The organism is Methylobacterium sp. E-046 (genome assembly GCF_022829625.1).
Classification (GTDB): Bacteria; Pseudomonadota; Alphaproteobacteria; order Rhizobiales; family Beijerinckiaceae; genus Methylobacterium; species Methylobacterium longum.
In genome coordinates, this window is the sequence record NZ_JAKSYP010000187.1 from 87,979 (window position 1) to 112,272 (window position 24,294).

The following is a 24,294-nucleotide window of genomic DNA, read 5'->3' on the forward strand; positions in this document are numbered from 1 at the left end:
CCCGAGGCCGGTGCACCCGTCCCGTTCCCGGACGGGCGGGACGCGGACGTCCGGCGTCCCGGTCTCCCCGGGCCCCTGGCGGTTTCCGGCGACCGGGCGCAGAAGGCTTCACCGCCCGGGCGAGGAACACCGCATGGCTGTCCAGGACGTCGCGATCCGAACCCAGGACGGGACGTGCGCGATGCAGGCCGTCACGCCGGACGGCGACGGGCCCTGGCCCGCGGTGATCCTCTACATGGATGCCGGCGGCATCCGGCCGGCCCTGGTCGACCTGGCGCGGCAGCTCGCGGCGGGCGGCTACGTCGTGCTGCTGCCGGACCTGTTCTATCGCTACGGCCCCTACGGGCCGTTCGTGCCCGCGGAGGTGTTCAAGGGCGATTTCCGCGCCATCCTGGGGCCGCTGATGGCCACGACCGACAACGTCAAGGCGGCCGAGGATACGGGCGCCCTGCTCGCCTATCTCGACACACGCGACGATGTCGCGGGGGGCGCGGTCGGGGCGGTGGGCTTCTGCATGGGCGGCCCCATGGCGCTGACGGCGGCCGGAACCTATCCCGACCGGTTCGCGGCCGCGGCCAGCTTCCACGGCGGCAATCTCGCCACCGACGAGCCGACGAGCCCCCACCGCGCCGCGCCGCGGCTGAGGGCGGAGGTCTACATCGCGGCGGCCGAGAACGACCGGAGCTACCCGCCCGAGATGGCCGCGCGGCTGGAGGCGGCCCTGAGCCAAGCGGGCGTCCGCTACGGGGCGGAGACCTATCCGGCCGCGCATGGCTGGATGATGCCGGATTTCCCGGTCCACGACCCGGTCGCGGCCGCGCGCGGCTGGGACGCGATGCTCGGCCTCTTCAGCCGGACGCTGCGTCGCGGGGGATGAGCGGAAGCCCGCGCGCAGGGTTCGGCAGACGACGCGGCAGACGCCGCGGCGCAGGGCCCGGCACAGGGCTTGTGACCGGCCTCCGCCCGACAGCCCTCACGTCGCCCGCACCACCACCTCCACGAGGTTGGCGCACCCCGAGCGGATCCCGGCCTCGATCGCCGGGGCGATGTCGGCGGCCGCGGTCACCCGGCGGCCCGGCACGCCCATGGAAGCGGCCAGGGCCAGAAAATCGATGCGCGGATCGGTGAGGTCCATGGCGATGAAGCGGTTGGCGCGCACCGAGGCGTAGTGCGCCTGCCCCTTCATGAAGGTCTTGAGGATGTTGTACTCGGCGTTGTTGATCACCACGAAGGTGACCGGCAGCCTCTCGTGCGCGGCCGTCCAGAGCGCCTGGGGCGAGTACATCGCGGCCCCGTCGCCGACCACGCAGACCACGGGCGCGCGGTCGAGGCCCAGGGAAAACCCGACGGCGGCCGGCATGCCCCAGCCGAGCACGCCGCCGCGCATCGCCGCGTATTGATGCGCCGAGGGGCTGTCGAGGAAGGTGCGCAGGTGGGTGAGCGTCGCGGGGGCCTCGTCCACGATGGTGGTCTCGGCCCCGACCGCGCGGGCGACCTCCCGGGCGGCGACCAGCGGGGCGATCACCGGATCCTCGAAGGCCGCGTCGGCGGCGGCGGCGAGCCTCGCCCGGCGCCCGGCCCGCGCGGTCACGGCCTGGCTGCGCAGGTGCTCGAAGGCGTCGGCGCGGTCGGCGAGGCGGGGGCCGAGCAGCGGCAGCAGGGCGTCGAGCGAGGCGCGGATGTCGCCCACCGTCGACAGGGCGGTGGCGTAGGTGCGCCCGAGGTCGCGCACGTCGGCCGAGAGCTGGAACACCTGCACCCCCGGCGGCACCGCCGAGACCTCCGAGTAGAGCACGGTGATCAGCGACTTGCCGCCCAGCGCGAACACCGCGTCGTAGCGTCCGAGGATGTCGGCGATGGCGTCGGCCCGGGTCGGCAGGTTGCCGGCCCAGAGGGGGTGCGCGGTGGGGAAGGGGATGTGGGCCGGCCAGGACGAGCCGTAGACCGGCGCCGCCAGCAGGTCGGCGAGCGCCACCATCTGCGCCGAGGCGTCCGAGGCGTCGATCTCGTCGCCCGCGATCAGGGCGAGGCGGCCGGGCGCGATGGCCGCCAGCCTCTCCGCCAGCCGGTCGAGGGAGCCCGCCACCGCCCGCTGGTCGATGGTCGAGGTCTCGCCGGCCGGCACCGACGACATCGCCTCCATCACGTCCATGGGCAGGGACAGGAAGACCGGACCGGAGGGGGCCGCCCCCGCGTCGTGGAAGGCCCGGCGCAGCAGGATCGGGATCTGGTCCGGGCTCGTCACCTCGCGGGCCCATTTCATCACCGGGTCGGCGATGGCGACGAGGTCGCCCATCAGCAGCGGGTCGGTCAGCGCGTGGCGCAGGTCCTGCTGACCGGCTGTGACCACCAGCGGCGTGCCTGAGACCTGCGAGTTCACCAGCCCGCCCATGGCGTGGCCGAGGCCGCCGGCCGTGTGCAGGTTGAGGAAGGCGGGCCGGCGGGCGCCCTGCGCGTAGCCGTCCGCCATGGCGACCGCGGTCGCCTCCTGCAGGGCGAGGATGTAGGCGATGTCCGGCGCCTCGGTGAGCGCGTCGATGAGCGGCAATTCGGTGGTGCCGGGATTGCCGAAGATGTAGCGCACCCCCTCCGAGCGCAGCACCTCCACCAGGAGGTCGGCGCCCCGGCGGCGGCCGGCGGTCTCCACGGTCTCGATCGGCATGCCCTGTCCCCTCCGACGGAATCAGCCCGAGGCTAACCCATGGGCGGACCGGGGCAATGCCGCGGCCGCGCCCGCACCTGCCGGGTCGCGCCGGACCGTCGCGCGGGGCGCCTCGGGCCCGCCCTGCGGGATGCGGCGCCCGGCCGAGGCCGTGCGGCAACCCATCGGCAGCCTTTTCGCGGTATCCTCCGGCCGGGATGCCCCCGCTCCCTCGGGCGCAAGCCGGAGGGTTCATGCCACCGACCCGGACGACACATCATGCGGATCGCGACTCCTCTTGCGCTCCTGGCCACGCTGGGCCTCGCCGCGGCCGCCCACGCGCAGGGGCTGGAGCGCGGGGCCCAGGAGGGCGCCTCGCGCGGCGCGGAGATGGCGGGCCCCCTCGGGGCGGTCGTCGGCGGCGCGATCGGTGCGGCCGTGGGCACGGCCAACGGCATCCTCGGCGTCGACCGGCGGGAGCGGTTCCGCATCTACGCGCTCGGCGAGCGCCGCCCGTCCATCGCGCTCGCGGGCCCCGTGCGGGTCGGGACCGTGCTACCGGAAGATGGCGTCGTGTACTACGATGTCCCGCGCGAGTTCGCGTTGCCGGAGTACAGCTACACGATCGTCAACCACCATCCGGTTCTCGTCGAGCCGCGATCGCGCCGCATCGTGGAGGTGATCGACTGACGGCCCCCGACGGGCACCCCGACCGGCACCCCGACCGGCACCTCCTGCCGGTGGGCGCGTGGCCGAGGGGTCCGGCGGGATGGGGCGGGCGATCCGCTTGGAGAGCACGGGTGGTCCAGACCGCGATTCCGTTGGCGCCCCCGGTGGCCGAATGACCGAGCGCGTCGCCGCGAAGGCCGATCGGAGGCACTGGTTCTACGACAACCGGTTCTTGGTCTGCGCGTTCTGCCTGCTCTCGTTCATGGCCATCTTCTGGCAGGTGAGCCGGTTCGAGGGCTTCCAGCCCATCTTCACCTGTGCCCGGGATCAGGACGTCGATCGGGGCCTGCTCTCCGTCGGGATGCGGGCGTGCATGGGTGACGCGACCTCGCAAGCCGCCCAGGCACGCTGCATGCACGTCGTCTACGTGCTGGCGTGCACGGAGGAGCGGTGGCGCTGAAGCCGCCTGGCGGGGGCGTGCCCGGCGCCCCTCCGATGCCGAGGCCGAGCGCAGGAAACCGCCGCGGCGCGGGGCCGGTCCGCGGCGGATCCTCTTCGCGCTGCGGCCCGACGCCGTCGGAAGGTGCCTGCCGAACCCGGGGGATCATCGCGGATCGCGGGTCGGATCACCGGCGGGCGAAGGGGGCGCGTTGCCTCCGGGCCGGGCGCTCGGGACGTTGCCGGGCGGGACGTTGTTGGGCGGAAGCGGCGCATTCCGGTGCGGAGCCCCGGCGCGGACCCGTCGGCGCTCACCTGTCGGCGGGGGTCTCCGCGCAGGTGACGGGAGGCTTGCCCGCGTCGCTCCAGGTCACCACGCGCCCCTTGCCGCGCAATTCGCGGCGCCCGTCCCCGTACCGGATCCCATCCGCGTGCGGCTGGACCGGCAGGGTCACCGCCGGACCGCCGGGCGGGTGGACGACGGCCGGCGCCTCCAGGTTGCCGATGTCGAACGCGACCGTGAGGGTCCGGCCGGCCGGGCAGGCGAAGGCGACGTGGCGGATCGTGGACGATGCGGCTCGCGTCGGGGCTGCCGGGACCACGAGGCCCGCGGCGAGCAGGGCGGCGATGCCGTCGCGGGGCAGCAGACGATTCACGGGTCCTCCTGCGGTGCCGATCCGCAGCCTCCGAAGCACAGGGCGGCGACTCGGCCGGCAGACTGCCACGAAGAACCCGTCGCAGCGAGCGGAGCGGCGTTCCACCGCGATCCGCCGCCTGGTCCACCGCCTGGTCCGCCAGCGGACCGGCCCGACCGCCTCCAGGCGGTTCCGGGGCCTCGCCCGCTAGTCCCTCAGCGCCGCCACGAAGGCTCGGATGAACGGCGGCAGATTGTCGAGGTCGCGCAGGCACAGGGTCAGGTCGCGCCGCGCCCAGGAGTCGGCGAGGGGCACCACCGCGAGGGCGAGATCCTGCGCGGCGCGGGCGGCCGCGCTCTCGGGCAGGATCGCCAGACCGACCCGGGCCGCGACGAGCCGGCAGACGGCCTCGAAGTCGCGCAGCTGCACCCGCAGCCGCATCGGCCGGCCCTCGCGCACCGCCTGAGCGACGAGGAACCGGCTGATGGCGCTGCGCCGGTCGAGGCCGACGAGATCGTGGTCCAGCACCTCGGCGAAGGGAATCGCGCCCCGCGCCGCCAGGGGATGGTCCCGGGCCGCCACCAGCACGAACCGGTCCTCGCGGAACGGGAAGGTCTGGAGCGAGCCGGTATCCACCGTGCCCGACAGGATGCCGAGATCGGCCGCGCCCTCGGCCACCAGCCCGACGATCTCCTCGGAGGTGCGCTCGTCGATCTCGACGCCGATCCCGGGATGTCCGGAAAGGAAGGCCGAGAGCGCGTCCGGCAGGAACTCGGTGAGCGCGTTGGTGTTCGCCAGCACCCGGATCTGGCCGAAGGCGCTCCCCGAGAAGGCCGCCATCTCCTCGCGCAGGCGCTCCACGCCGGCCAGGACCTCCCTTGCATGGACGAGGAGCGCGCGTCCGGCCGGGGTCGGGCTCACGCCCTGCCGCCCCCGGGTCAGCAGCGCGGCGCCGAGGGACTCCTCCATCAGGCGGATCCGCGTCGAGGCCGCCGCCAGGGCGAGGTTCGCCCGCGCCGCGCCGTGGGTGATCGAACCGGCCTCGACCACGTGCCGGAACAGGCCGAGATCGGTGAGATCGAACCGCATCATCGCCCAGTCACCACCCGACCCACCACCCGACACGCCACCCGACACGCCGTGCGACGCGCTCTCCGGGCTGCCGGCCCGCGCTCACGGACCGACGGTAGCGCCGGCCCGCCGACCTGTCAGCGGGACGCGCCGCAGGGCCGGCGCGCATCCGCCCACGACAATCCTGGTCACGGGCATGAAAATACGTTGCCGCCATCGATATCACTATCGCATAGTCAGTACCCAATACTCAGTACGTATCGTGCTTTTAATCGACGCAAACGCAGTATTTTTTGGTATAGATCCACTGCAATTTACTCGATCTTGATCCATCATTACCGCGGTCTTCATTCATTTTAATTTAACCGGCACCGAATCAACATCCCATCTCGGCATTCGAACGTTCCGCGATGATCGCACAACTCTCACTCCGACCTGTCGCCGCGTCCAGCCGGACGCGTCCGCGAGGACGCGGCGCCGGATCCCGCGGCCCCGACGACCGGCCGCGCGCCCCCGCGCCGGCCGGTTCCGCGCTCCGACACGGGAATCCATGATGGACGCGCTCCTGGTCGACGACAGCACCACCATGCGCCTGCGGCTGCGCCGGCTGCTGGAGGCCCAGCGCGGCGTGAGCGTGACCGACCACGCCGACACGGCCTCCGCCCTCGTGGAGGCGCAGATGCGCGCCTTCGACCTCGTGCTGGTCGTTTGCCGCATGCCCGCCCTGGACGGGATCGCCTTCATCCGGTGCATGCGGACCATCCCGCACTACGCCCAGGTGCCCATGGTGATGATCACCGACGACGTGTCCGAGGCCGTGCGGCTCGCCGCCCTGGAGGCCGGCGCGACCGATTTCCTCGACCGATCCATGCCGGGCGTCGAGCTGACCGTGCGGCTGCGCAACGTGATCCGGCTGGCCAAGGCGGTGCGGCGGCTCGCCGAGCAGGCGGCCTGGCTCGACGGCGAGGTGGAGGCGGCGCTCCGCCACATGCGCGAGCGCGAGGAGGAGATCATCTTCCGCCTGGCGCTGGCCGTCGAGTACCGCGACAACGACACCGGCGATCACACGTGGCGGGTGGCCCGCTACAGCCAGATCGTGGCCGAGGCGCTCGGCCTGCCCCCGGAGGCCTGCCGCAGCCTCTACCTCGCGGCGCCGCTCCACGACGTCGGCAAGGTCGGGATCCCGGACGGCGTGCTGCTGAAGCCCGGCCGCCTCGACCCCGACGAGTTCGCCCTGATCCAGACGCACGCGGCCATCGGCCAGCGCATCCTGGGCGGCAGCGCCTCCGAGCTGATCCGGCTGGCCGCCGAGATCGCCGCGTCGCATCACGAGCGATGGGACGGCAGCGGCTACCCGGAGGGGCTTGCCGGCCCCGAGATCCCCCTGGCGGCCCGGATCGTCGCGGTGGCCGACGTGTTCGACGCCCTGACCACGTCGCGGCCCTACAAGGAGGCCATGTCCTTCGAGGCGGCGCTCGCCTGTCTGCGGGCCGACAGCGGCCGCCACTTCGATCCGGCCTGCGTGGAGGCCTTCTGCGCGCGCTGGCCGGAGATCCGGGCCGCCGGCGACCGCGCCCCGGCCCCGATCCGGCCGGTCACCGAGCCCTGGGCGCGGGTCCCGATTCTGCTGCGCGAGATCGCCGCGTCCCCCGCGCCGTCGGATCGGCGCGTCCACGCCCCGCCCGTGCCCGCGGCCCGGGAACCGGGAGCGCCGGAGCCGGCCGGGCCACGGGCGAAGCCCCGGCCCGCGGGCGCGCCGGACGGCGCGGCCGGGGAGCGCGCCGGCCCGAGCGGCGGACGCGACACGCGAACCGACGGCCGCAGGCGTCCCCGTCTTCCCCGCGGGCCGGCGGCCCGGACGGATGACGCGCACCCCGTTGGGCCTTAACCTCGCGGGATGCGCATCTTCCACACGCCCGACACGGCCCGGCACGATCCCGAACGGTATTGGCGGCGCGGCACGCCGATCCCGCATCCCGAGCAGGCCGCACGCTACGCGATCCTGCGCGACGCGGCCCTGCGGGGCGGCCACGCCCTCGCCGCGCCCGGCGACCACGGCCTCGACCCGATCCGGGCGGTGCACGATCCGGACTACGTGGCGTTCCTGGCCGAGGCCTGGGCGCGGCGGGCGGAGATGCCGGGGATCGGCGACGAGATCCTCACCGGCGCCTTCGCCCGTCCGCAGATGCACCGGAAGCCCGCGGGGCTCCTGGGGCTCGCCGGCCTCTACATGGCCGACACCTCGACCCCGATCCGGGCCGGCACGTGGCCGGCGGTCTACGGCGCGGCGCAATGCGCGGTGGCGGCCGCCGACGCGGCGCTGGCATCGGGCCACGCCTACGCCCTGTGCCGGCCGCCGGGCCACCACGCCTACGCGGATTCCGCGGGCGGCTTCTGCTTCCTGAACAACAGCGCGGTCGCGGCGGCGCGGATGCTGGCCGCCACGGGCGGCCCGGTGGCGATCCTCGACATCGACGTCCACCACGGCAACGGCACGCAGGGCATCTTCTACGCCCGCGCCGACGTGCTCACCGTCTCGGTGCACGCAGACCCGTCGGACTACTTCCCGTTCTTCGCCGGCTACGCCGACGAGACGGGGGAGGGGCCCGGCGCGGGCTTCAACGGGAACCTGCCGCTGCCGCCGGGCTCGGGCGACGCCCCCTGGCTCGCCGCCGTGGAGGCCGGGCTGGCACGGGTCGCCGCGCACGCCCCGCGCGGCCTCGTGGTGGCGCTTGGCCTCGACGCCGCGGAGGACGATCCGATCGGCGCCCTGCGGGTGACCCAAGCCGGCTTCGAGGCGGCGGCGGCGCGGATCGCGGAGGCCGGGCTGCCCACCGCCCTCGTCCAGGAGGGCGGCTACCGCTGCGCGGCCCTGCCCCGGAACCTGACGGCATTCCTCGCCGCCTTCGACGCGGCCCGCTAGCGCCCCGTCCGGCGGCGACGCGACCGGGAACGGCTCCGGCGGGAGACCGCCGGCGCGCCTTCGCCCGGCCCGGTGCTGCGGTCGGGCCGCGGTCGGGCCGCGGGGTCTTCGGACCGGGCCGGCCCCGGTGTCGCGGCCGGACGGCTCCCGATCGCCCGCCCCGACGGGGCGCTCCGGCCGGCATCGGTCCCGCGACGGGCGGCGCTGGCGTCACGGCGCTGAATCTGACCACGCAAGAGTCAAGGATATTCCCAACTGGACATTGCGATTTTTCACATGGATCCAAGACTTCGCGTCATATCCAGGAGATCCGATCCGGACGCGGGGATGTGTTTGCTTGCCCTACGGTGACACGGAGCGGATCCTCGTCACGGGCGGCGCGGGCTTCATCGGCTCGCATCTCTGCGAGCGGCTGCTGGCACAGGGCCGCGATGTCCTGTGCCTCGACAACTTCTTCAGGGGGCGGCGGCGGAACATCGCCCATCTGCTCGGCGACCCGCACCAGCGCCGCCCCGACATCACGAAGGCCCGGGATCTGCTGGGCTGGGCGCCCACCGTGTCGGTCCGGGATGGGCTCGAGCGGACGATCGCCTATTTCCGGGACCTGCGCTGAGCCGCGTCGTCGAGGGCGGCGGGGCGGGAGCGGCCCGTCCCGGTGCCGCGCAACAGGACATCTCATGGACACGGATGCCGGACACGGCCGCTACCCCTACAGCGCCCTCCCGGACCGGCCGGTCTTCGACTGGCCGGAGGGCAGGCGGCTGGCGGTCTATATCGGGCTGAACCTCGAGACCTTCGCGTTCGGCGAAGGCCTGGGCGCCGAGCTGGCGCCGGGCGGTCCGCAGCCGGACGTGCTCAACTATGCCTGGCGGGACTGGGGCAACCGGGTCGGCGCCTGGCGGATCGCTGCGCTGCTGGACGAGCTGGCGATGCCGGCGAGCGTGCTGGTCAACAGCAACCTCTACCGGGACTGTCCGGGGCTGATCGAGGCGTTCCGGGCGCGGGGCGACGAGATCGTCGCCCACGGGCGGACCAACGCGGAGCGGCAGGGCACCCTCGACGAGGCCGCCGAGCGGGCGCTGATCGCCGAGACGACGGCCGCGATCGCCGCCCGGGAGGGCCAGCCGCCGGCCGGCTGGCTCGGGCCGTGGATCTCGCAGTCGCGGGTGACGCCCGACCTCCTGGCCGAGGCCGGCTACCGCTACCTGCTCGACTGGGACCACGACGACCAGCCGACGTGGTTCGCCACGCGCGGCGGCGGCCGCATCCTCGCGGTGCCCTATCCGCAGGAACTCAACGACATCCCCGCGATCATCGCCCGCAAGGAGACGGGCCGCCAGTTCGCCGACATGATCGTCGACGCCTTCGACGAGATGCTGGAGCAGGCGCAGGCCGCGCCCCTGGTCATGGGCCTCGCCCTCCACCCCTACATCGTTGGGCGCCCGCACCGCCTGAGGCCCCTGCGCCGGGCGCTGCAGCACATCGCCGGGCGCCGCGCCGACGTCTGGCTCACCACGGCCGGCGCCATCGCCGACCACGTCGGCCCGGGTCCAGGCAGTGCGGGCTGAGGGGTTGAGGGCGCGCGGGCTGACGGCGCGGAGGCGTCAGCGGTAGTCGCCCGGCGTGAGCCCGTGGCGGGCCATCTTGTCGTAGAGGGTCTTGCGCGGCAGGCCGAGGGCCTCGGCGGCGGCCCGCACGTCGCCGCCCGCGACCAGCAGCTCGTCCCGGATCAGCCGCCGCTCGAAGCGGTCCACCTGCTCGGCGAGACCGCCGGGGGCGGCCTCGGGCGGGGCCTGCGGCGCCTCGACGAGGCCCAGGGCGCAGCGCTCGGCGAAGTGTCCGAGCTCGCGGACGTTGCCGGGCCAGGCATGGCCGCGCAGGTGGTCGCGGACGGCCGGGGTGACCGGGGGCACGGCCTTCCCGAACCGTTCGGCGGCGCGGCGCAGGAAGTGCTGGAACAGCAGCATCACGTCGTCGCCCCGATCGCGCAGGGGCGGGATCGCGACCGTGATGACGTTGAGCCGGTGGTAGAGGTCGTCGCGGAACGTGCCCTGCGCCGCCGCCTGCCCGAGATCGACCTTGGTGGCGGCCACGACCCGCATGTCCACGGGCCGCACCTCGTTGGTGCCGAGCGGCTCCACGGTGCGCTCCTGGAGCACCCGCAGGAGCTTGACCTGGAGCGTCAGCGGCATGCTCTCGATCTCGTCGAGGAACAGCGTGCCGCCGTGGGCATGCTCGATGCGCCCGACCCGCCGCTTGAGCGCCCCCGTGAAGGCGCCCGCCTCGTGCCCGAACAGCTCGCTCTCGACGACGCTGTCGGGCAGGGCGCCGCAATTCATCGCCACGAGGTTGCGCGCCGCCCGGCGGCTCCACCGGTGCAGGGCGCCGGCCACCACCTCCTTGCCGGATCCCGTCTCCCCGGACACCAGCACGTCGACGTCGGCCCGCGCCACCTCGCGCACCAGGCTCCGCAGCCGCACGATCTCGGGGGAATCGCCCAGGAAGGCCGGATCCTCCTCGATCGCCGCGTTGAGGCGGGCGCGCAGCGCGCGGTTCTCCACCACCAGGCGCCGCCGCTCCAGCGCCCGGCGCACGGAGGCGACGAGGGCCTCGGCGGGGTAGGGCTTGGCCAGGAAGTCGTAGGCGCCCCCCTGCATGGCGGCGACCGCCATCCGGATGTCGCCGTGGCCGGTGATGAGGATCACCGGCAGATCCGGATCGACCCGCTGCAGCCGCGCCAGCAGGCCGACCCCGTCGAGGCCGGGCAGGCGCACGTCGCTGACCACGACGCCGGGGGACACGGCCAGGATCGCCGCCAGCGCCGGCTCGGCCGCGGCGAACGCCTCGACGGCGAAGCCCTCGAGTTCCAGGCTCTGGCCGTTGGCCCGGCGCACCTCGGCCTCGTCGTCGATGAACACGACGCGCCCGGTCGCCCCGTCCGCGTCCCCACTCACTGCATCGCCCCCACGCGTCCTCCCGCGGCCGGATCAGCCGCGGCCGCCCGGATGAGTTCCATCCGGAAGACCGTGCCGGCCGCCGGCCCGTCCCCGCCGTCGCGGACGGCCAGGATCAGGTTCCCGCCGCAATCCTCCACGATCCCGCGGGCGATGGCGAGGCCCAGGCCGAGGCCGTCGGCCTTGGTCGTGAAGAACGCGTCGAAGATCTGGCCGCGCTCCGCCTCGGGGATCCCGGGGCCGGTATCGGTCACCGCCACCGCCACGCGCTCGGCGCCCTCCGCGGCGACGCTCAGGGTCACGCGGCCGTCCGGGCGCCCGGCGACCGCGTCGAGGGCGTTCTGGAGCAGGTTGACCAGGACCTGCTCCAGCCGCGGCCCGTCCCCCAGGACCCGCAGCTCGGGGCCGGGCAGGTCGGCCTCCAGCGGCACGCGCAGGGCCGCGGCGCGGGCGCGCACCAGCTCCAGCGCGTTGTCGAGGACCGCGCGGAGCGGGACCGGCTCCCGCCGCGGCGAGGCGCGCCGGGCGAAGCCCTTGAGCTGCCGGGTGAGACCGGCGATGCGGTCCGTGAGCCGGCCGATGGCGAAGGCGTTCTCGGCCGCGTCCTCATTCCGCCCGCGCCGGACCAGGACCGCCGTGTTGTCGGCGTAGGAGCGGATCGCCGCCAGCGGCTGGTTGATCTCGTGCGCCATGCTGGCGGCGAACTGGCCGAGGGCCGCGAGCCGTCCGGCCTGTGCCAGTTCCCGCCCCAGGCGCTCGCGCTCGGCCTCGGCCCGCTGGCGCTCCTCGATCTCGGCGCGCAACTGGGCGTTGGCCTCGCGCAGGGCGCGGGTCCGCGCCGCGACGCGGGTCTCGAGCTCCACCCGCCGCGCGGCCGCCTCCGCCAGCCGCGCCCGCGTCCGGCGGCCCCGGTCGGCCAGGGCGGCGGCCCCGAAGCCGGCCAGCGCCGTGGTCAGGGCGGCGATGATCCAGGCCTGCAGCCGCTCCCGGTCCACCGCCGTCCCGACCGGGGTGAGGGCGTGCAACTGCCAGTCGGTCCCCGGCACGGCGGCCCGCGTGGCGACCGCCGTCCAGGCCGGCAGCGCCCCCCGTCCGACGCGGACCACGTCGGGGATGCCGGTGGGATGCAGGGGCAGCTTCTCCAGCGGAGCCGCGCCGAAATCCTGGCCGGCGCCGATCCGCGCCCGCTCGGCCGCGTCCACCGCGCCGAGCGTCCCGAATCGCCAGCCCGGCTCGCTCGTGACGAGGACGATGCCGCGGGCATCGGTGACGAAGGTAACCTCCTGCGCCGCGCGCCACGCCGCCTCGACCGCGTCGAACTCGACCTTCACCACCACGACGCCGGCCGCCGCGCCGATGCGCCGGGCGAGGTAGAGGCCGGGTCGGCCGCTCACCGTGCCGAGGGCGAATTGCGAGCCGGCCCCCCCGGAGAGCGCCCGCCGGAAATACGGCCGGAACGCGTAGTCGCGCCCGACGAAGCTCCGGTCCCCGCCGGCATTGCTGGCCGCGACCGTCACGCCGTCGGCACCGATGACGTAGAGGACCGCCGAGCCGGTGGCCGCCGCCACCTCGGCGAGCCGCCGGTCGACCCGGTCGAGGAGGTCGCGCCCCGCCCCCGTCTCGACCGCGGCCGCGACCTCCGGGTCGGCCGCGAGCGCCAGGGGCAGGGAGGCCTGCTTCTGCATCTCGGCGAGCAGCAGGCCGACCTGGAGCCCGATCGCCGAGCGGGCGCCGCGCCGCAGGTCCGCCAGGACCCAGCGTTCCGCCGCGCGCCCGGCGAGCCAGGCCGCGACCAGGACGGCGCAGAGGCCGGCGAGGACGAGGAGGACGCGGCGCGACGGGAGGCGGGCCGCCCACCCGCCGCGTTCCGGCTCGGCGAGTCCGGTCAACGCCCGGTCGCCCGTGCGGAAAACCGGACCGCCCGGGCCGCGCCGGTGCGGATTCCCGCACGCCGCGCCCCGGGGCGGACGCGGAGCTCCGACAAAAACCTGTTCCCGAACAGCGCCTTACTAAAAAGTCGCCCCGTTCCGGCACATGGCACGCCGGTTGCCATTCCCTCGCCGAAACGCAGCCATGCCCCCACGGCAAAGCTGCGCGCCGGAAGGCCAAGACCAAGCGCGGACCCCGCCGGATCGTTCCGGTGCCACCCGCCCCGATCGCAACCGCCGACAGGGAGAACGACCCATGGCTGCCGTACCGTCACCGCTCACCGCGCCCCATCCGCCCGCCAAGCCGAGACCGCTCTACCGGACCCTGTACTTCCAGGTCCTGGTCGCCGTCGCGATCGGCATCCTGCTCGGACACTTCTATCCGCAGCTCGGCGCCGAGATGAAGCCGCTCGGCGACGCGTTCATCAAGCTCGTCAAGATGATCATCGCCCCGGTGATCTTCCTCACGGTGGTCTCGGGCATCGCCGGGATGACCAACCTCGAGAAGGTCGGGCGGGTCGGCGGCAAGGCGCTGATCTACTTCCTGACATTCTCGACCCTGGCGCTGATCGTCGGCCTGATCGTGGCCAACGTGCTCCAGCCGGGCAACGGCCTGCACATCGACCCCAAATCCCTCGATCCGAAGGCGATCGCCACCTACGCCGGCAAGGCCAAGGAGCAGAGCATCGTCGAGTTCCTGATGAACATCATCCCGACGACTGCGGTGGGCGCCTTCGCGGGCGGCGAGATCCTGCAGGTGCTGTTCTTCTCGGTGCTGTTCGGCTTCGGCCTCGCCTTCCTGGGCGACCGCGGCAAGCCGGTGCTCGACATCATCAAGGTGCTGTCCGAGGCGGTGTTCGGCGTCGTCAACATCATCATGAAGGTCGCCCCCATCGGCGCCTTCGGCGCCATGGCGTTCACGATCGGCAAGTACGGCATCAGCTCGCTGGCGAACCTCGCCTACCTCGTCGGCGCGTTCTACCTGACCTCGACGATCTTCGTGCTGGTCGTGCTCGGCGCAGTGGCCCGCTACAACGGCTTCTCGATCATCAAGCTCATCCGCTACATCAAGGAGGAGCTGCTGCTCGTGCTCGGCACGTCCTCCTCGGAATCGGCGCTGCCGTCGCTCCTGGAGAAGATGGAGCGGGCCGGCTGCTCGAAGCCGGTGGTCGGCCTCGTGGTGCCCACGGGCTACTCGTTCAACCTCGACGGCACCAACATCTACATGACCATGGCGGCCCTGTTCATCGCGCAGGCGACCGACACGCCGCTGAGCCTCGGCGAGCAGGCCCTGCTGCTGCTCGTCGCCATGCTGTCGTCGAAGGGCGCGGCGGGCGTGACCGGCTCGGGCTTCATCACCCTGGCGGCGACGCTGGCCGTGGTGCCCTCGGTGCCGGTGGTCGGCATGGCGCTGATCCTCGGCGTCGACCGGTTCATGTCCGAGTGCCGCGCGCTGACCAACTTCATCGGCAACGCGGTGGCCTGCATCGTGGTCGCGCGCTGGGAGAACGAGGTCGACGAGGACAAGCTCGCTGCCGCGCTGGCCGGGAGGACCGCGCCGGCCCTGGCGCCGGCGCCGGTCCTGCACGCCGCCGAGTGATCGCCCTCGCCGCGGGTCCCGCGCAGGCCGGACCCGCGGCGCCTCGAAACCGGATGTGTTCAGCCGCTCGCGCCATCGGGCGGCTGAACGCCGTCCGGCTTCCCGGCCCGGTTCGGTTCGGCGCGCGGCCGCGGCGGCGCTCCGGACGCGTCCCCGCGGATCATCCCGTGCCCGCCGGACGCCCCGGGCCTGGCGGCGGGGGGCCGCTCACGGTGCCGGCTTCTGCTTCCAGAACCGCTTCAGCAACCGCTCGCGCTTCAGCCGCGACAGGCGGTCGATCCAAAACAGGCCGTCGAGCTGATCGATCTCGTGCTGGACGATCGCGGCCGGGAAGCCATCCGCCTCCGCCTCGTGGGCGAGCCCGTCGAGGTCGCGGTAGCCGAACCGGATGCGGGCCGACCGGGTGATCCGCTCGCGCATGCCCGGCATGCTGACGCTGCCCTCGTCGTGGGTCGCCGTGTCGGCGGACGCCCACAGGATCGCGGGGTTCACGTAGGCGCGCGGATCCGCGTCCGGCGCCATGCGGATCACGACGACGCGCGCGGGCACGCCGATATGCGGGGCGGTCAGGCCGAGGGCGCTCGCCGCCAGAAGGGTGTCCCGCACATCCTCGGCCAGGGCCTTGAGGTCCGGCCCGAACGCGTCGACCGGAGTCGCCGGGTGGGAGAGGCGGGGATCGGGGAACAGGACGAGGGGACGGGCCGGCATGATCCATTCACGGAGAGCGGTGTGTCGCGGTTCGGAAACGAACGCGACGGCGGCGCCCGTGATACGGACGGCCGGCCTTCAGGCCTAGGGCTCTCCGTCGGAGCCGGTCCGCGTCGCACCGCGCTCGGCCGCGGACCGGTCCTCCGCAGCGTGACCGGCGCGGCGGGCAGGGTCGGCCCGCCCGGTGCCGGCTCCGCGGCTCGCCGCCGCGCCGTCCGCGGCCCGGCGGTGAGGCCGAGGCGTCGCGGGGCGCGACGCGGTCAGCACCCCGAGCAGATGCTCTTCGCGGCGTCCTTCCCGCCCTTCAGGAGGGCGGTCATGGCCGCCTCACGATTGTAGTTCGCCGGCGGCTCGGCCGAGAGCTTAGCGTCCGCAGACGCCTTGGCGGGCGATCCGGCGGGCGATCCGGCAGCCGACGTGGCCGACGTCTCCGTGACGTCGGTCCTGAGCGACCTGAACGACCGCGCCGCCGGCTTCGGCTGTTCCGACAGATCTTCCGGATGCAGGGTCTCCCAGGCCAGGCGGGTGCGCACCGACGCCTCGAGGGCCGCCAAGGGGTTCACGCTGCCCCGCCGCGTCTCGACATCCCGCAGCTTCCAGGTGCCGGGGATCACGACGGGTGCCAGGGCGACGTCGGTTTCGGGCCGGACGGGCGCCGCCTCCGCAAGCGGTGCCGCGGCCGGCGCCAGGGTCGCCGGCAGGGTCGCCGGCGCGAGGCCGGCCGGCGGATTGGAGGGCAGCGCGCTGTAGGCCGTCGGCCCCATCGGCAGATGCGAACAGGCACTCGTCGTCAGCAGCAGAGCCGCGAGCGCTCCGATTCGATTCAAACGCATGGCCGCTCTCGTGCCGTACCCGGCCATTCTAGCCGAGCTTGAGCTTGGCTATAGCAGTCTCACGCGTCCGGAGTCCAATTACGGTGCACCGCACGCGTCCGGACACGGTGATGTCTGCGCCACTTCAGAACAGCATATCGAAGCCGATTGTAGTAGGAATAGAGCTTTGATCTATGATGTCGCCGATGCGCCAGCTGGATCCGGGCGGCACGTCCCCGCTTGATCGCTTGAACAGGCGCGACAGCGGCAACAAGAAGTGCAGGTTTCGCATTGAGAACGGCGATCGGATCGACGTAGGCAACCTTGCGGATGCGCCGAGTCTCGCCGCATCCCGTGCAAAGCGAACCGTTCAACCGGCTCCACAGGAGTTGCTCCCGCGCCAGGACCCGCCGGTCGTCGGCGTTCGAGAGTTCGATCGGCTTTCCTATCAACGCGGATCGGTCGACGAAGGGTATCCGCCGGCTCGGCGGCTCCGCGTCGTCGGGGACCTCCAGCATGGGAAGCTTGACGCGTTTCGGCCTGGCCTCGCAGACGGCTGGGACGAGGAGGGAGAACGACGCCAGAAGGAGGAGGGCCGATCCAGGTAGTGAGCGCACCATCCGCGTCTCCCGGCCACGTCGAGGCCACCCTGCGGCACCGAACCATTCCGCTCAGTCCTCTGTGATGCAACCTACACACGTTTGGCGCAATCTGGCGATCCTGTCCGCCGCCCCCGGCAAAGTACCTAGACGATCACTGCCGGGGCCGCAGTCGCGCGCAGCGTGGCCATCCCGGCGCCATCCCGGGAGGTCGTGGCGTCGCGGTCGTCGCCCCGGAGGCTGACCCCGTCGGCCAGGACGATCAGGTCGAACCTCGCGGCCTCGGCGGTGCGGGCGATCTGCCGGGCATGGGCGGCGTCGATCCCGGCCTCGGCCTTGACGGACGGGTGCCGCCAGGCGGCGACGTGGTGGCCGCCGGGATACAGGCAGGCGCCCGGGCGCAGGCGGTCGCGGCGGCGCGGCACCGTCGCCTCACGCCGATCCGACGCGGTACTGCCGCGGCGGCGGCGCGCCGGTGATCGCGAAGGCCCCGACGATCCGGTCCCGGTAGATCCGCGGGTTGTGGGACGCGATGGTGCGGGCGTTGCGCCAGTAGCGGTCGAGGCCGAGGCCGGTCTTCACCGCCGAGGCGCCCAGCGCGTCGAACAGCGTCGTCGTCGCCTGGAGCACGAGGTCGGTGACGACGCCCACCGACTGGTTGACCTCGACATCGGCGAGGGTGGTCGCCCGGTCCGCCCCGGGGCCGTCGCCGGCCCGGTGCGCTTCGTAGGCGCGCTGGAGCGCCTCGGCGCTCTTCAGCACCACGGCCCCGGCCGCGTAGGCATGGGCGCGGACGCGGCCCACCACCGCCTGGATCTGCGGATCCTCCGCCGTGCGCCCGGCATTGCCGTGGCTGTAGACCCGGGTGCGCTCGGCCACCAGCCGCGCCACGTCCTCGGCCGCCGCCCGGCCGATGCCGGCGAGCGTCGCGAGATGCACCAGCTGGAAGAACGCCATCGCGTAGGGGAAGCGGGCCGGATCGGGCTTGATCAGTGCCGGATCGAGCGCCACCCCCTCGAAGGTCGCGGTGCCGCTGGCCGTCAGCCCCTGCCCGAACCCGTCCCAATCGTCCACGATGGTCACCCCCGGCGCCCGGACCGGCACCGCGGCGGTGACGGCGCCGCCCGTCTCGTCCTCGGCCGACAGGTGAATGTAATCGGCGAAGAGCGCGCCGGTGGTGTAGAATTTCCGGCCGTCGACCACGAGCTTCCCGTCCCGGCGGCGGACCACGGTGTCGAACGCGCCGACCTTGGCCGGGCCGGTCTCCGAGACGCCGCTGCCGACGGTCTCGCCGGCGCCGATCCGGGCGATCCAGGCGGCACGCCACGCGGCGGACGAGGCGCAGAGCGCGTCCTCGGTGAAGCCGAAATGGGCGCGCAGCGCGTTGGTGACGTTGGAATCCGCCTTCGACAGCTCGATCAGGAGCGCGAACAGCTCGGGCAGGCTGGCCCCGTGGCCGCCCTCCTCGGGGGCGAGCCGCAGGGTGGTGAAGTTCGCCTCCCGCAGCCAGCCGATCTCGGCATGGGGCAGGCCGCGGGTGCGGTCCCGGCCCACCGCGGTGGCGCGGATCTCGGCGAAGACCGGGCGGAAGCGGTCGGCCAGGGTCTCGTAGCGCCCGCTCGGACCCGCGCCCCAGCCCGCTTCCGTCTGCGACATGGCTTTCCATTCCCGAATTGACCTGCCGTCCCGGAGCGGCACCCCATGAACTCAACCAGATGAAGCCCGATCTCAAGGTAAAACACGGCGGTCGATGCGAGTTTGGAAGCGTCGTTCCCCTGATCCGGCGGCGTGAATAGTTCCATCCTGTGTTCTGCGGCCGCGAAGGAGAACCGTTCTTCGCATCGCGTCGGCCCGGAACGGGCTCTTTTACCGGGCGTTCCGACCTCACCGCGCCGGCTTCGCAGCGCCCGGAGTTCAGGACCGCTGCCGGTCCGTCATTCCAGGGGACGAACCTTCACGGTCCGCGGGGAAATCGAAAATACATTTCATTGATCCGCCGCTCGACGATGGTCTTCAATAGAGCAGGCCGGGCTGCGACGCGGCGCGTCTTGAGGACGGGACAGCCGTCGCGTCCACGGCGCCCTCCGTCTGGCCCGACCGGATTCCCGCCCGACCGACTTTCAGCCAGACCGAACATTCCGCGAGATCCTGATGACCGACGACGTCCTGTGCCGGATCGCCCCGTCCCGGCGCTCGCTCCTGCGGACCGGCCTCGGCGGGGCCGCCGCCGTGGCGCTCGGCGCACCGGCCGTGCGGGCCGGACCCCGCGCGGTGAGGATCAGCATGCAGCGCTCGTCGGTGCTGTTCACCGTGCTGAAGGTGAAGGGGACGCTCGCCGAGCGCCTCGCGCCGCTGGGCTTCACCCCGAGCTGGCACCTGTTCACCAGCGTGATCGAGCCGATGACGGCCGGCGCCGTGGACATCCACGCCGACGTCGCCGACGCGGTGCCGATCTTCACCCAGTCGGCCAGGGCGCCGCTGACCTTCTACGCCCGCGAGCGGGGCGCACCGTCCGCCGAGGCGCTCATCGTGCCCGCCGCCTCGCCGGTCCGCACGGTCGCGGACCTCAAGGGCCGCACGGTCGGCGTCTCGCGGGGCTCGGGCAGCCACTACGTGCTGGCCGCCGCCCTGAAGCGCGCCGGGCTGACCTTCGCCGACATCAAGCCGGCCTACCTTCAGGCGCCGGAGGGGGCGGCCGCCTTCGAGCAGGGCAGCCTCGACGCGTGGTCGATCTGGGACCCGTTCCTCGCCTTCGCGGAGGCCAAGCGCCCGGTGCGCGTCGTCGCCGACGCCACCGGGCTGACGAGCTACCACCGCTACTATCTCGTCAACGACAGCTTCGTCGCCGCGCAGCCCGAGGTCGTCGCGACCGTCTACCGGGCGCTCGTCGAGGCCGGAGCCTGGATGCGGGCGAACCCCCAGGAGGCCGTCGCGCTCCTCGCCCCGATCTGGGGCGACCTCCCGGCTTCGGTGGTGGCCGCCGCCAACAGCCGCCGCACCTACGCGGTCGAGCCGGTGGAGCGCGCCCAGCTCGGCGAGCAGCAGGCCATCGCCGACGTGTTCCACGAGGCCAAGCTCATCCCCCGCGCCCTCGACGCCACCGCCGTGCCGATCTGGCAGCCGCCCGCGGAGCGGGGCTGAGGCCATGGCCGGACCGACACGCGCGCCGCGCTTCGGCATCTGGGCGGCCGTCCACGGCTCCCGGGCCTCCCACCACGATCCCGACGAGCCGGACGACGCCAGCTGGGCGCGCAACCGCGCCCTGGTGCTGGAGGCGGAGGCCCTGGGCTTCGACTCCGTGCTGGTCGCCCAGCACACGATGAACCCCTACGACGGCGAACGCGACCAGCTCGAGGCCTGGACCGCCGCGGCGGCGCTCGCGGCGCTGACCCGCCGCATCGAGATCATCGCGGCGATCAAGCCGGGGCTCTACCATCCGGTGGTGCTCGCCAAGATGGCGCTCCAGATCGAGCACGTCAGCGGCGGCCGCTTCGCCCTGAACCTCGTGAATGCCTGGAACAGGGCCGAGTTCGAGCGGGCCGGCCTGCCGTTCCCCGCGCATGACGACCGCTACGCCTACGGCCGCGAGTGGATCGGCCTGGTGGACCGGCTGATGCGCGGCGAGCGGGTCACATTCGCGGGGGCGCATTTCCAGGTGGAGGATTACCAGCTGCGCCCCGCCGGCACCTTCCGGCCGCGGCCGACCATCTATCTCGGCGGCGAGTCGGAGCCCGCCCGGGCGCTGGCCGCCGACCACGCGGATGTCTGGTTCCTCAACGGCCAGCCGCTGCCCGACGTCGCCGCCCTGATCGCCGACGTCGCCCGGCGGCCCGCGTCCAACGGCCCGCTGCGCTTCGGCCTCTCGGCCTTCGTGATCGCCCGGGAGACCGACGCGGAGGCGGTGGCCGAGCACGCGCGGCTCCTCACCCTGGCGCAGCGCGACGCGGGCCTGCGCGCCGACACCCGCGCCCGGACCGACCGGGCCAGCGCGATGTTCGCCAAGACCGATGCGGGGGCCGCCCGCCACGTCGGCACCAACGGCGGCACGGCAGCCGGGCTGGTGGGCAGCTACGCCACAGTGGCGGAGCGGATCCGGGCGTTCTACGCGGCCGGCATCGACCTGTTCATGCTGCAGTTCCAGCCCTTCGAGGCGGAGATGCGCCGCTTCGCCGAGCAGGTCCTGCCGCGCGTCCGCTGACCGGGGATTTACTGCGATGAGCGGACGCACCCTGCATCTCAACGTCAACCTGCTGCATTCGGGCGTCTACCCGTCCGCGTGGCGGCTGCCGGACAGCCGGCCGGACGCCTTCGTGGACATCGACCACTTCGTGCGCGTCGCCCGCGTCGCGGAGCGGGGCAAGCTCGACGCGATCTTCCTGGCCGACACGCCGGCGATCAACGACCGGATCGACCACCGGCCGTTCAACGCCCTCGAACCCACGGTGGTGCTGGCCAGCGTCGCGGCGGCCACCAGCCATGTCGGCCTCGTGGCCACCGCCTCGACGACCTACAACGAGCCCTACAACCTCGCCCGCCGCGTCGCGAGCCTGGACCTCGTCAGCCGCGGCCGGGCGGGCTGGAACGTGGTCACCACCGCGGATGCCGCCGCGGGCCGCAACTTCGGCTTCGCGGGCGCGTCCGAGCACGGGGCGCGCTACGCCCGGGCGCGCGAGTTCACCGAGCTGGTCCACGCCCTGTGGGACAGCTGGGAGGACGACGCCTTCCTCGGCGACAAGGCGGGTGGCCGGTTCGTCGATGCCGGGAAGGTCCACGCCATCCATCACCGCGGCGCGCACTATTCCGTCGAGGGACCGCTCACGGTGCCGCGCAGCCCGCAGGGCTGCCCGGTGACCTTCCAGGCCGGCGGCTCGGAGGACGGGCGCGCGCTCGCCGCCGCCACCGCCGACGCGGTGTTCTCCCTGGCCCAGACCGTTGAGGACGGCGCGGCCTATGCCCGGGACCTGCGGGCGCGGGCGGCGCGCTGCGGGCGCGGGCCGGACGCGCTGGTCGTCCTGCCCGGCCTCGCAACGGTCATCGGCTCCACGGAGGCCGAGGCGCGCCGCCGCCAGGACGAGCTCTGGGACCTCGTACCGCTGGAGTACAGCCTCGCCCGGCTCGCCGGCACCCTGCGGATCGATCCCGCGCGGCTCGACCTCGACAGGCCGCTCCCCGACCCGCTGCCGCTGCCGCCGGACGCCAACCACACGCTGTTCCTCGGCACCGTCGCGCTCGCCCGGCGGGACCGGCTGACCGTGCGCCAGCTCCTGCGGGCGCTGGGCGGCGGCGTCGGCCACCGCATCGTCGCGGGCACGCCCGAGGCGATCGCGGACGACATCGAGGCGTGGTTCCGGGCCGGCGCGGCGGACGGCTTCAACCTGATGCCGGACGTGCTGCCGGACGGGCTGGAGACCTTCGTGGACGCGGTGGTGCCGATCCTCCGGCGGCGCGGCCTGTTCCGGCACGACTACGCGGGCGCGACCCTGCGCGACCATCTCGGCCTGCCACGGCCACCGAGCCGCCATACCGCCCGAGCGGCTGCCCGAGCGGCTTCCGAAGCGGTCGCCCCGCGCACCGCCTGAGGCCGCGCGCCTGGGCGGTGGGATCCGGCCCCGCCGGGCGCCCCGACCCGACGGGTCCGGGCGTCCCGTGGCGATCGCCAAATGGACGGTGCAGTCCCGATGACCGGCGCGCGCGGCCACCGCAAAGCCGCCGCACGGGACCGGACCGGGCGTCAGGGCCGTCTGGCGAAGCGACCGTACCGGCCGGGCTTCTCGCCCTGCGGACCCGGGCGGCTCTGCAGGGCGAGAAGCCCGGCCGAGTAGGTCAGAGAGACGAGGAGCGCGGCCGCAAGGGCGAGGGCGGCACCGAGTGGCCGGATCGTCAGGTGAAGCGTGAGCAGGGTCAGGCCGAAGCCGAACACGCCGCGGATCGTGATGCTGGCCAGCCGTGCCATCGCCGCTCCACCGACGCGGCGGTGCAGGATGACGAAGGTGCTCGTGAGGGTGACCGGATAGGCGGCGATGACCCCGGTTCGCGCCGGTCCCAAGGCTGAACTCAGGGCCAGGATGGCCGTCACGAACAGAGCGACGGCGGCCGCCCGGACGAGGAGGTCCAGCGGCCGGGGCCTCGCGACGACGGTGCTCCGGACGAGCGACGGTCCCGCCGCCGGCCGGGGCATCAGGGTACCCGCACCGTAGACGGCCGCGTTGAGCAGGAACGCCGTCAGCGGCGTCCACGACACTGCGGCGATCGGAACGGCCGCCGCGCCCCACGCCGCCACCGCCGGGCCGAGGCTGCGGGCCAGACCTCGGCCGGCCGCGCGGCGGGCATAGACGAGGAGGAACAGGCCTGTCCCCGCGGTCGCCGCGAACCCGTTGAGGGCCGCGTCGGCCACGAAGGCGGTGTCATGCTCCAGGACCATGAACACGTAGGCCGGCCCGGCGGAGACCGGCAGGCTGATGATCAGCGCCCCCCAGACCGGCCCGAGGAGTTCGGCCAGCACCGAGGCGAGCACGACGACGGCTCCCGAGGTCGACGCTCGGATGAGAGCGGTCACCCATATCGCTTCCACGACCGTATCCCGTGCGTCTGGCCGCCGATCCACGGCGGCTTCGGAGCCGGGGCTTGGCTATCACGAGAACCGGGGGAAGGGCCAAGGCGCCAGGGGGGCGCCAGGGGGGCGGCCAGGGGGGCGCCAGGGGGGCGCCAGGGGGGCGCCGCGCTCCCGGATGCGGGCGCTCGCGCGGCCGAGCGCCCCCGGGGTGGCGATCCGTCATCCGATACCGGCCGGAAGCCGTCATCGTCGGCCCAGCCTCCGGAATCGGCTGCGCCCGCTTCGACCCTCACGTCTCGCCGCGCATGGGGCGCAGGAGCGCGCCGAGCAGAAAGCCGAACTGGCCGCAGACCAGCAGGGTCACGGCGCGCCGGATGAAGCCGGCATGCAGGCCGAGGTGGTACACGTAAACGCCGTAGGCGAGTTCGGCGGCCACGACCGGCAGGAACACCAGGAGCCACCACACGGAGCCGAACCGCCCGAGACACAACCCGAGCAGCGCGTTCAGCAACAGGCCCTTCATCGCAGTTCGTACCCGCCCAGCTTAAGTTCGGACGGGTGGCAGACCGATCCCGCACCCGCGGTCATGACGGCGGTGGCGCGCCGCCAATCCAGTCCTGCGCCCGGCTCAGCGGCTTCCGCGCTGGGCGAGGACGGCGGGGATTGTGCGCAGGAGGATGGCGAGATCCCGGCGCAGGCTCCAGCGGGTGGCGTAGTCGAGGTCGAGGGCGACGCGCTCGGCGTAGGTGGTGTCGGAGCGGCC

At 73.5% G+C, this 24,294-nt stretch carries 22 protein-coding genes and 2 pseudogenes; 11 read left to right on the top strand and 13 right to left on the bottom strand.

Going from position 1 to position 24,294, the window contains the following annotated elements:
• The first annotated feature begins 133 nt into the window (after positions 1–133).
• The gene (locus tag MKK82_RS20105) at positions 134–877 is read left to right on the top strand and encodes a dienelactone hydrolase family protein (RefSeq protein WP_238288087.1); all 744 of its coding nucleotides are present in this window, start codon (positions 134–136) and stop codon (positions 875–877) included.
• A 96-nt stretch (positions 878–973) separates the two neighbouring features.
• Here MKK82_RS20105 and MKK82_RS20110 read toward each other — a convergent pair whose 3' ends face one another.
• Positions 974–2,662 (bottom strand): thiamine pyrophosphate-binding protein, encoded by a 1,689-nt coding sequence (locus MKK82_RS20110; protein WP_238288084.1) that lies wholly within the window; start codon positions 2,660–2,662, stop codon positions 974–976.
• Between the two features lie 258 nt (positions 2,663–2,920).
• On the opposite strand from MKK82_RS20110, the gene MKK82_RS20115 reads away from it, so the two are divergent.
• Together MKK82_RS20115 and MKK82_RS20120 are read left to right on the top strand one after the other, a co-directional pair.
• Complete coding sequence (locus MKK82_RS20115; RefSeq protein WP_238288074.1) at positions 2,921–3,331, top strand: DUF1236 domain-containing protein; 411 nt, start codon at positions 2,921–2,923, stop codon at positions 3,329–3,331.
• A 151-nt stretch (positions 3,332–3,482) separates the two neighbouring features.
• Entirely contained in the window at positions 3,483–3,770 is a 288-nt protein-coding gene (locus tag MKK82_RS20120; protein WP_238288072.1) for a hypothetical protein, read from the top strand.
• Positions 3,771–4,059: 289 nt separating this feature from the next.
• On the opposite strand, the gene MKK82_RS20125 is transcribed toward MKK82_RS20120, so the two are convergent.
• The gene (locus MKK82_RS20125) at positions 4,060–4,404 is read right to left on the bottom strand and encodes an MliC family protein (protein WP_238288070.1); all 345 of its coding nucleotides are present in this window, start codon (positions 4,402–4,404) and stop codon (positions 4,060–4,062) included.
• Positions 4,405–4,590: 186 nt separating this feature from the next.
• The gene (locus MKK82_RS20130; RefSeq protein WP_238288068.1) at positions 4,591–5,475 is read right to left on the bottom strand and encodes a LysR substrate-binding domain-containing protein; all 885 of its coding nucleotides are present in this window, start codon (positions 5,473–5,475) and stop codon (positions 4,591–4,593) included.
• A 532-nt stretch (positions 5,476–6,007) separates the two neighbouring features.
• Between MKK82_RS20130 and MKK82_RS20135 the strand changes: the two are divergent.
• The 4 genes and pseudogenes from MKK82_RS20135 to MKK82_RS20150 form a co-directional block, all read left to right on the top strand.
• Positions 6,008–7,102 (top strand): annotated as a pseudogene (locus MKK82_RS20135) (HD domain-containing phosphohydrolase); the annotation flags it as partial.
• A 249-nt stretch (positions 7,103–7,351) separates the two neighbouring features.
• Positions 7,352–8,377, top strand: a complete 1,026-nt coding sequence (locus MKK82_RS20140; RefSeq protein ID WP_243986582.1) for a histone deacetylase family protein — start codon at positions 7,352–7,354, stop codon at positions 8,375–8,377.
• A gap of 337 nt (positions 8,378–8,714) precedes the next feature.
• Positions 8,715–8,900, top strand: a pseudogene (locus MKK82_RS34000) (NAD-dependent epimerase/dehydratase family protein); the annotation flags it as partial.
• 154 nt (positions 8,901–9,054) lie between these two features.
• Positions 9,055–9,945, top strand: a complete 891-nt coding sequence (locus MKK82_RS20150; RefSeq protein ID WP_238288063.1) for a polysaccharide deacetylase family protein — start codon at positions 9,055–9,057, stop codon at positions 9,943–9,945.
• Between the two features lie 36 nt (positions 9,946–9,981).
• Here MKK82_RS20150 and MKK82_RS20155 read toward each other — a convergent pair whose 3' ends face one another.
• Together MKK82_RS20155 and MKK82_RS20160 are read right to left on the bottom strand one after the other, a co-directional pair.
• The gene (locus MKK82_RS20155) at positions 9,982–11,331 is read right to left on the bottom strand and encodes a sigma-54-dependent transcriptional regulator (protein WP_243986584.1); all 1,350 of its coding nucleotides are present in this window, start codon (positions 11,329–11,331) and stop codon (positions 9,982–9,984) included.
• Positions 11,328–13,220, bottom strand: a complete 1,893-nt coding sequence (locus MKK82_RS20160; RefSeq protein WP_238288051.1) for an ATP-binding protein — start codon at positions 13,218–13,220, stop codon at positions 11,328–11,330. The genes MKK82_RS20155 and MKK82_RS20160 overlap by 4 nt, the downstream gene beginning before the upstream one ends.
• 295 nt (positions 13,221–13,515) lie before the next feature.
• Between MKK82_RS20160 and MKK82_RS20165 the strand changes: the two genes are divergently transcribed.
• Positions 13,516–14,859: a dicarboxylate/amino acid:cation symporter gene (locus MKK82_RS20165; RefSeq protein ID WP_238288035.1), complete on the top strand. Its 1,344-nt coding sequence runs from the start codon at positions 13,516–13,518 to the stop codon at positions 14,857–14,859.
• Between the two features lie 207 nt (positions 14,860–15,066).
• Here MKK82_RS20165 and MKK82_RS20170 read toward each other — a convergent pair whose 3' ends face one another.
• The 5 genes from MKK82_RS20170 to MKK82_RS20190 all read right to left on the bottom strand — a co-directional run bounded on the left by MKK82_RS20170 (position 15,067) and on the right by MKK82_RS20190 (position 18,634).
• The gene (locus MKK82_RS20170) at positions 15,067–15,567 is read right to left on the bottom strand and encodes a peptide deformylase (protein ID WP_238288033.1); all 501 of its coding nucleotides are present in this window, start codon (positions 15,565–15,567) and stop codon (positions 15,067–15,069) included.
• Between the two features lie 260 nt (positions 15,568–15,827).
• The gene (locus tag MKK82_RS20175; protein ID WP_238288031.1) at positions 15,828–16,400 is read right to left on the bottom strand and encodes a hypothetical protein; all 573 of its coding nucleotides are present in this window, start codon (positions 16,398–16,400) and stop codon (positions 15,828–15,830) included.
• A gap of 59 nt (positions 16,401–16,459) precedes the next feature.
• A complete protein-coding gene (locus MKK82_RS20180) occupies positions 16,460–16,999 on the bottom strand; it encodes a hypothetical protein (protein WP_238288029.1) in 540 nt (179 codons plus the stop codon).
• A gap of 125 nt (positions 17,000–17,124) precedes the next feature.
• Positions 17,125–17,403 (bottom strand): hypothetical protein, encoded by a 279-nt coding sequence (locus MKK82_RS20185; protein ID WP_238288027.1) that lies wholly within the window; start codon positions 17,401–17,403, stop codon positions 17,125–17,127.
• 7 nt (positions 17,404–17,410) lie between these two features.
• Positions 17,411–18,634 (bottom strand): monooxygenase, encoded by a 1,224-nt coding sequence (locus tag MKK82_RS20190; RefSeq protein ID WP_243986585.1) that lies wholly within the window; start codon positions 18,632–18,634, stop codon positions 17,411–17,413.
• Between the two features lie 495 nt (positions 18,635–19,129).
• Between MKK82_RS20190 and MKK82_RS20195 the strand changes: the two genes are divergently transcribed.
• Genes MKK82_RS20195 through MKK82_RS20205 form a run of 3 tightly spaced genes read left to right on the top strand, consistent with a single transcriptional unit; the run spans position 19,130 to position 22,557 of the window.
• Positions 19,130–20,119: an ABC transporter substrate-binding protein gene (locus tag MKK82_RS20195; protein ID WP_243986587.1), complete on the top strand. Its 990-nt coding sequence runs from the start codon at positions 19,130–19,132 to the stop codon at positions 20,117–20,119.
• Positions 20,120–20,123: 4 nt separating this feature from the next.
• On the top strand, positions 20,124–21,176 hold the full coding sequence (locus MKK82_RS20200) for an LLM class flavin-dependent oxidoreductase (protein ID WP_238287992.1): 1,053 nt from the start codon (positions 20,124–20,126) through the stop codon (positions 21,174–21,176).
• A gap of 16 nt (positions 21,177–21,192) precedes the next feature.
• On the top strand, positions 21,193–22,557 hold the full coding sequence (locus MKK82_RS20205) for an NtaA/DmoA family FMN-dependent monooxygenase (RefSeq protein ID WP_238287990.1): 1,365 nt from the start codon (positions 21,193–21,195) through the stop codon (positions 22,555–22,557).
• A 152-nt stretch (positions 22,558–22,709) separates the two neighbouring features.
• Here MKK82_RS20205 and MKK82_RS20210 read toward each other — a convergent pair whose 3' ends face one another.
• The 3 genes from MKK82_RS20210 to MKK82_RS20220 all read right to left on the bottom strand — a co-directional run.
• The gene (locus MKK82_RS20210; protein ID WP_243986589.1) at positions 22,710–23,534 is read right to left on the bottom strand and encodes a hypothetical protein; all 825 of its coding nucleotides are present in this window, start codon (positions 23,532–23,534) and stop codon (positions 22,710–22,712) included.
• Between the two features lie 286 nt (positions 23,535–23,820).
• On the bottom strand, positions 23,821–24,054 hold the full coding sequence (locus MKK82_RS20215; RefSeq protein WP_238287986.1) for a hypothetical protein: 234 nt from the start codon (positions 24,052–24,054) through the stop codon (positions 23,821–23,823).
• A gap of 105 nt (positions 24,055–24,159) precedes the next feature.
• Positions 24,160–24,294, bottom strand: a 135-nt coding sequence (locus MKK82_RS20220; protein ID WP_243986516.1) for a sugar transferase, incomplete at its 5' end; no start/stop codon positions are given.

What these genes read in the sequence shown, in the direction of transcription:
- MKK82_RS20200 (WP_238287992.1), top strand. Translation starts at nt 20,124, where the DNA reads ATGGCCGGACCGACACGCGCGCCGCGCTTCGGCATCTGGGCGGCCGTC.
- MKK82_RS20195 (WP_243986587.1), top strand. Translation starts at nt 19,130, where the DNA reads ATGACCGACGACGTCCTGTGCCGGATCGCCCCGTCCCGGCGCTCGCTC.
- MKK82_RS20105 (WP_238288087.1), top strand. Translation starts at nt 134, where the DNA reads ATGGCTGTCCAGGACGTCGCGATCCGAACCCAGGACGGGACGTGCGCG.
- MKK82_RS20165 (WP_238288035.1), top strand. Translation starts at nt 13,516, where the DNA reads ATGGCTGCCGTACCGTCACCGCTCACCGCGCCCCATCCGCCCGCCAAG.
- MKK82_RS20130 (WP_238288068.1), bottom strand. Translation starts at nt 5,475, where the DNA reads ATGATGCGGTTCGATCTCACCGATCTCGGCCTGTTCCGGCACGTGGTC.
- MKK82_RS20175 (WP_238288031.1), bottom strand. Translation starts at nt 16,400, where the DNA reads ATGCGTTTGAATCGAATCGGAGCGCTCGCGGCTCTGCTGCTGACGACG.
- MKK82_RS20120 (WP_238288072.1), top strand. Translation starts at nt 3,483, where the DNA reads ATGACCGAGCGCGTCGCCGCGAAGGCCGATCGGAGGCACTGGTTCTAC.
- MKK82_RS20140 (WP_243986582.1), top strand. Translation starts at nt 7,352, where the DNA reads ATGCGCATCTTCCACACGCCCGACACGGCCCGGCACGATCCCGAACGG.
- MKK82_RS20205 (WP_238287990.1), top strand. Translation starts at nt 21,193, where the DNA reads ATGAGCGGACGCACCCTGCATCTCAACGTCAACCTGCTGCATTCGGGC.
- MKK82_RS20215 (WP_238287986.1), bottom strand. Translation starts at nt 24,054, where the DNA reads ATGAAGGGCCTGTTGCTGAACGCGCTGCTCGGGTTGTGTCTCGGGCGG.
- MKK82_RS20170 (WP_238288033.1), bottom strand. Translation starts at nt 15,567, where the DNA reads ATGCCGGCCCGTCCCCTCGTCCTGTTCCCCGATCCCCGCCTCTCCCAC.
- MKK82_RS20110 (WP_238288084.1), bottom strand. Translation starts at nt 2,662, where the DNA reads ATGCCGATCGAGACCGTGGAGACCGCCGGCCGCCGCCGGGGCGCCGAC.
- MKK82_RS20190 (WP_243986585.1), bottom strand. Translation starts at nt 18,634, where the DNA reads ATGTCGCAGACGGAAGCGGGCTGGGGCGCGGGTCCGAGCGGGCGCTAC.
- MKK82_RS20115 (WP_238288074.1), top strand. Translation starts at nt 2,921, where the DNA reads ATGCGGATCGCGACTCCTCTTGCGCTCCTGGCCACGCTGGGCCTCGCC.
- MKK82_RS20150 (WP_238288063.1), top strand. Translation starts at nt 9,055, where the DNA reads ATGGACACGGATGCCGGACACGGCCGCTACCCCTACAGCGCCCTCCCG.
- MKK82_RS20180 (WP_238288029.1), bottom strand. Translation starts at nt 16,999, where the DNA reads ATGGTGCGCTCACTACCTGGATCGGCCCTCCTCCTTCTGGCGTCGTTC.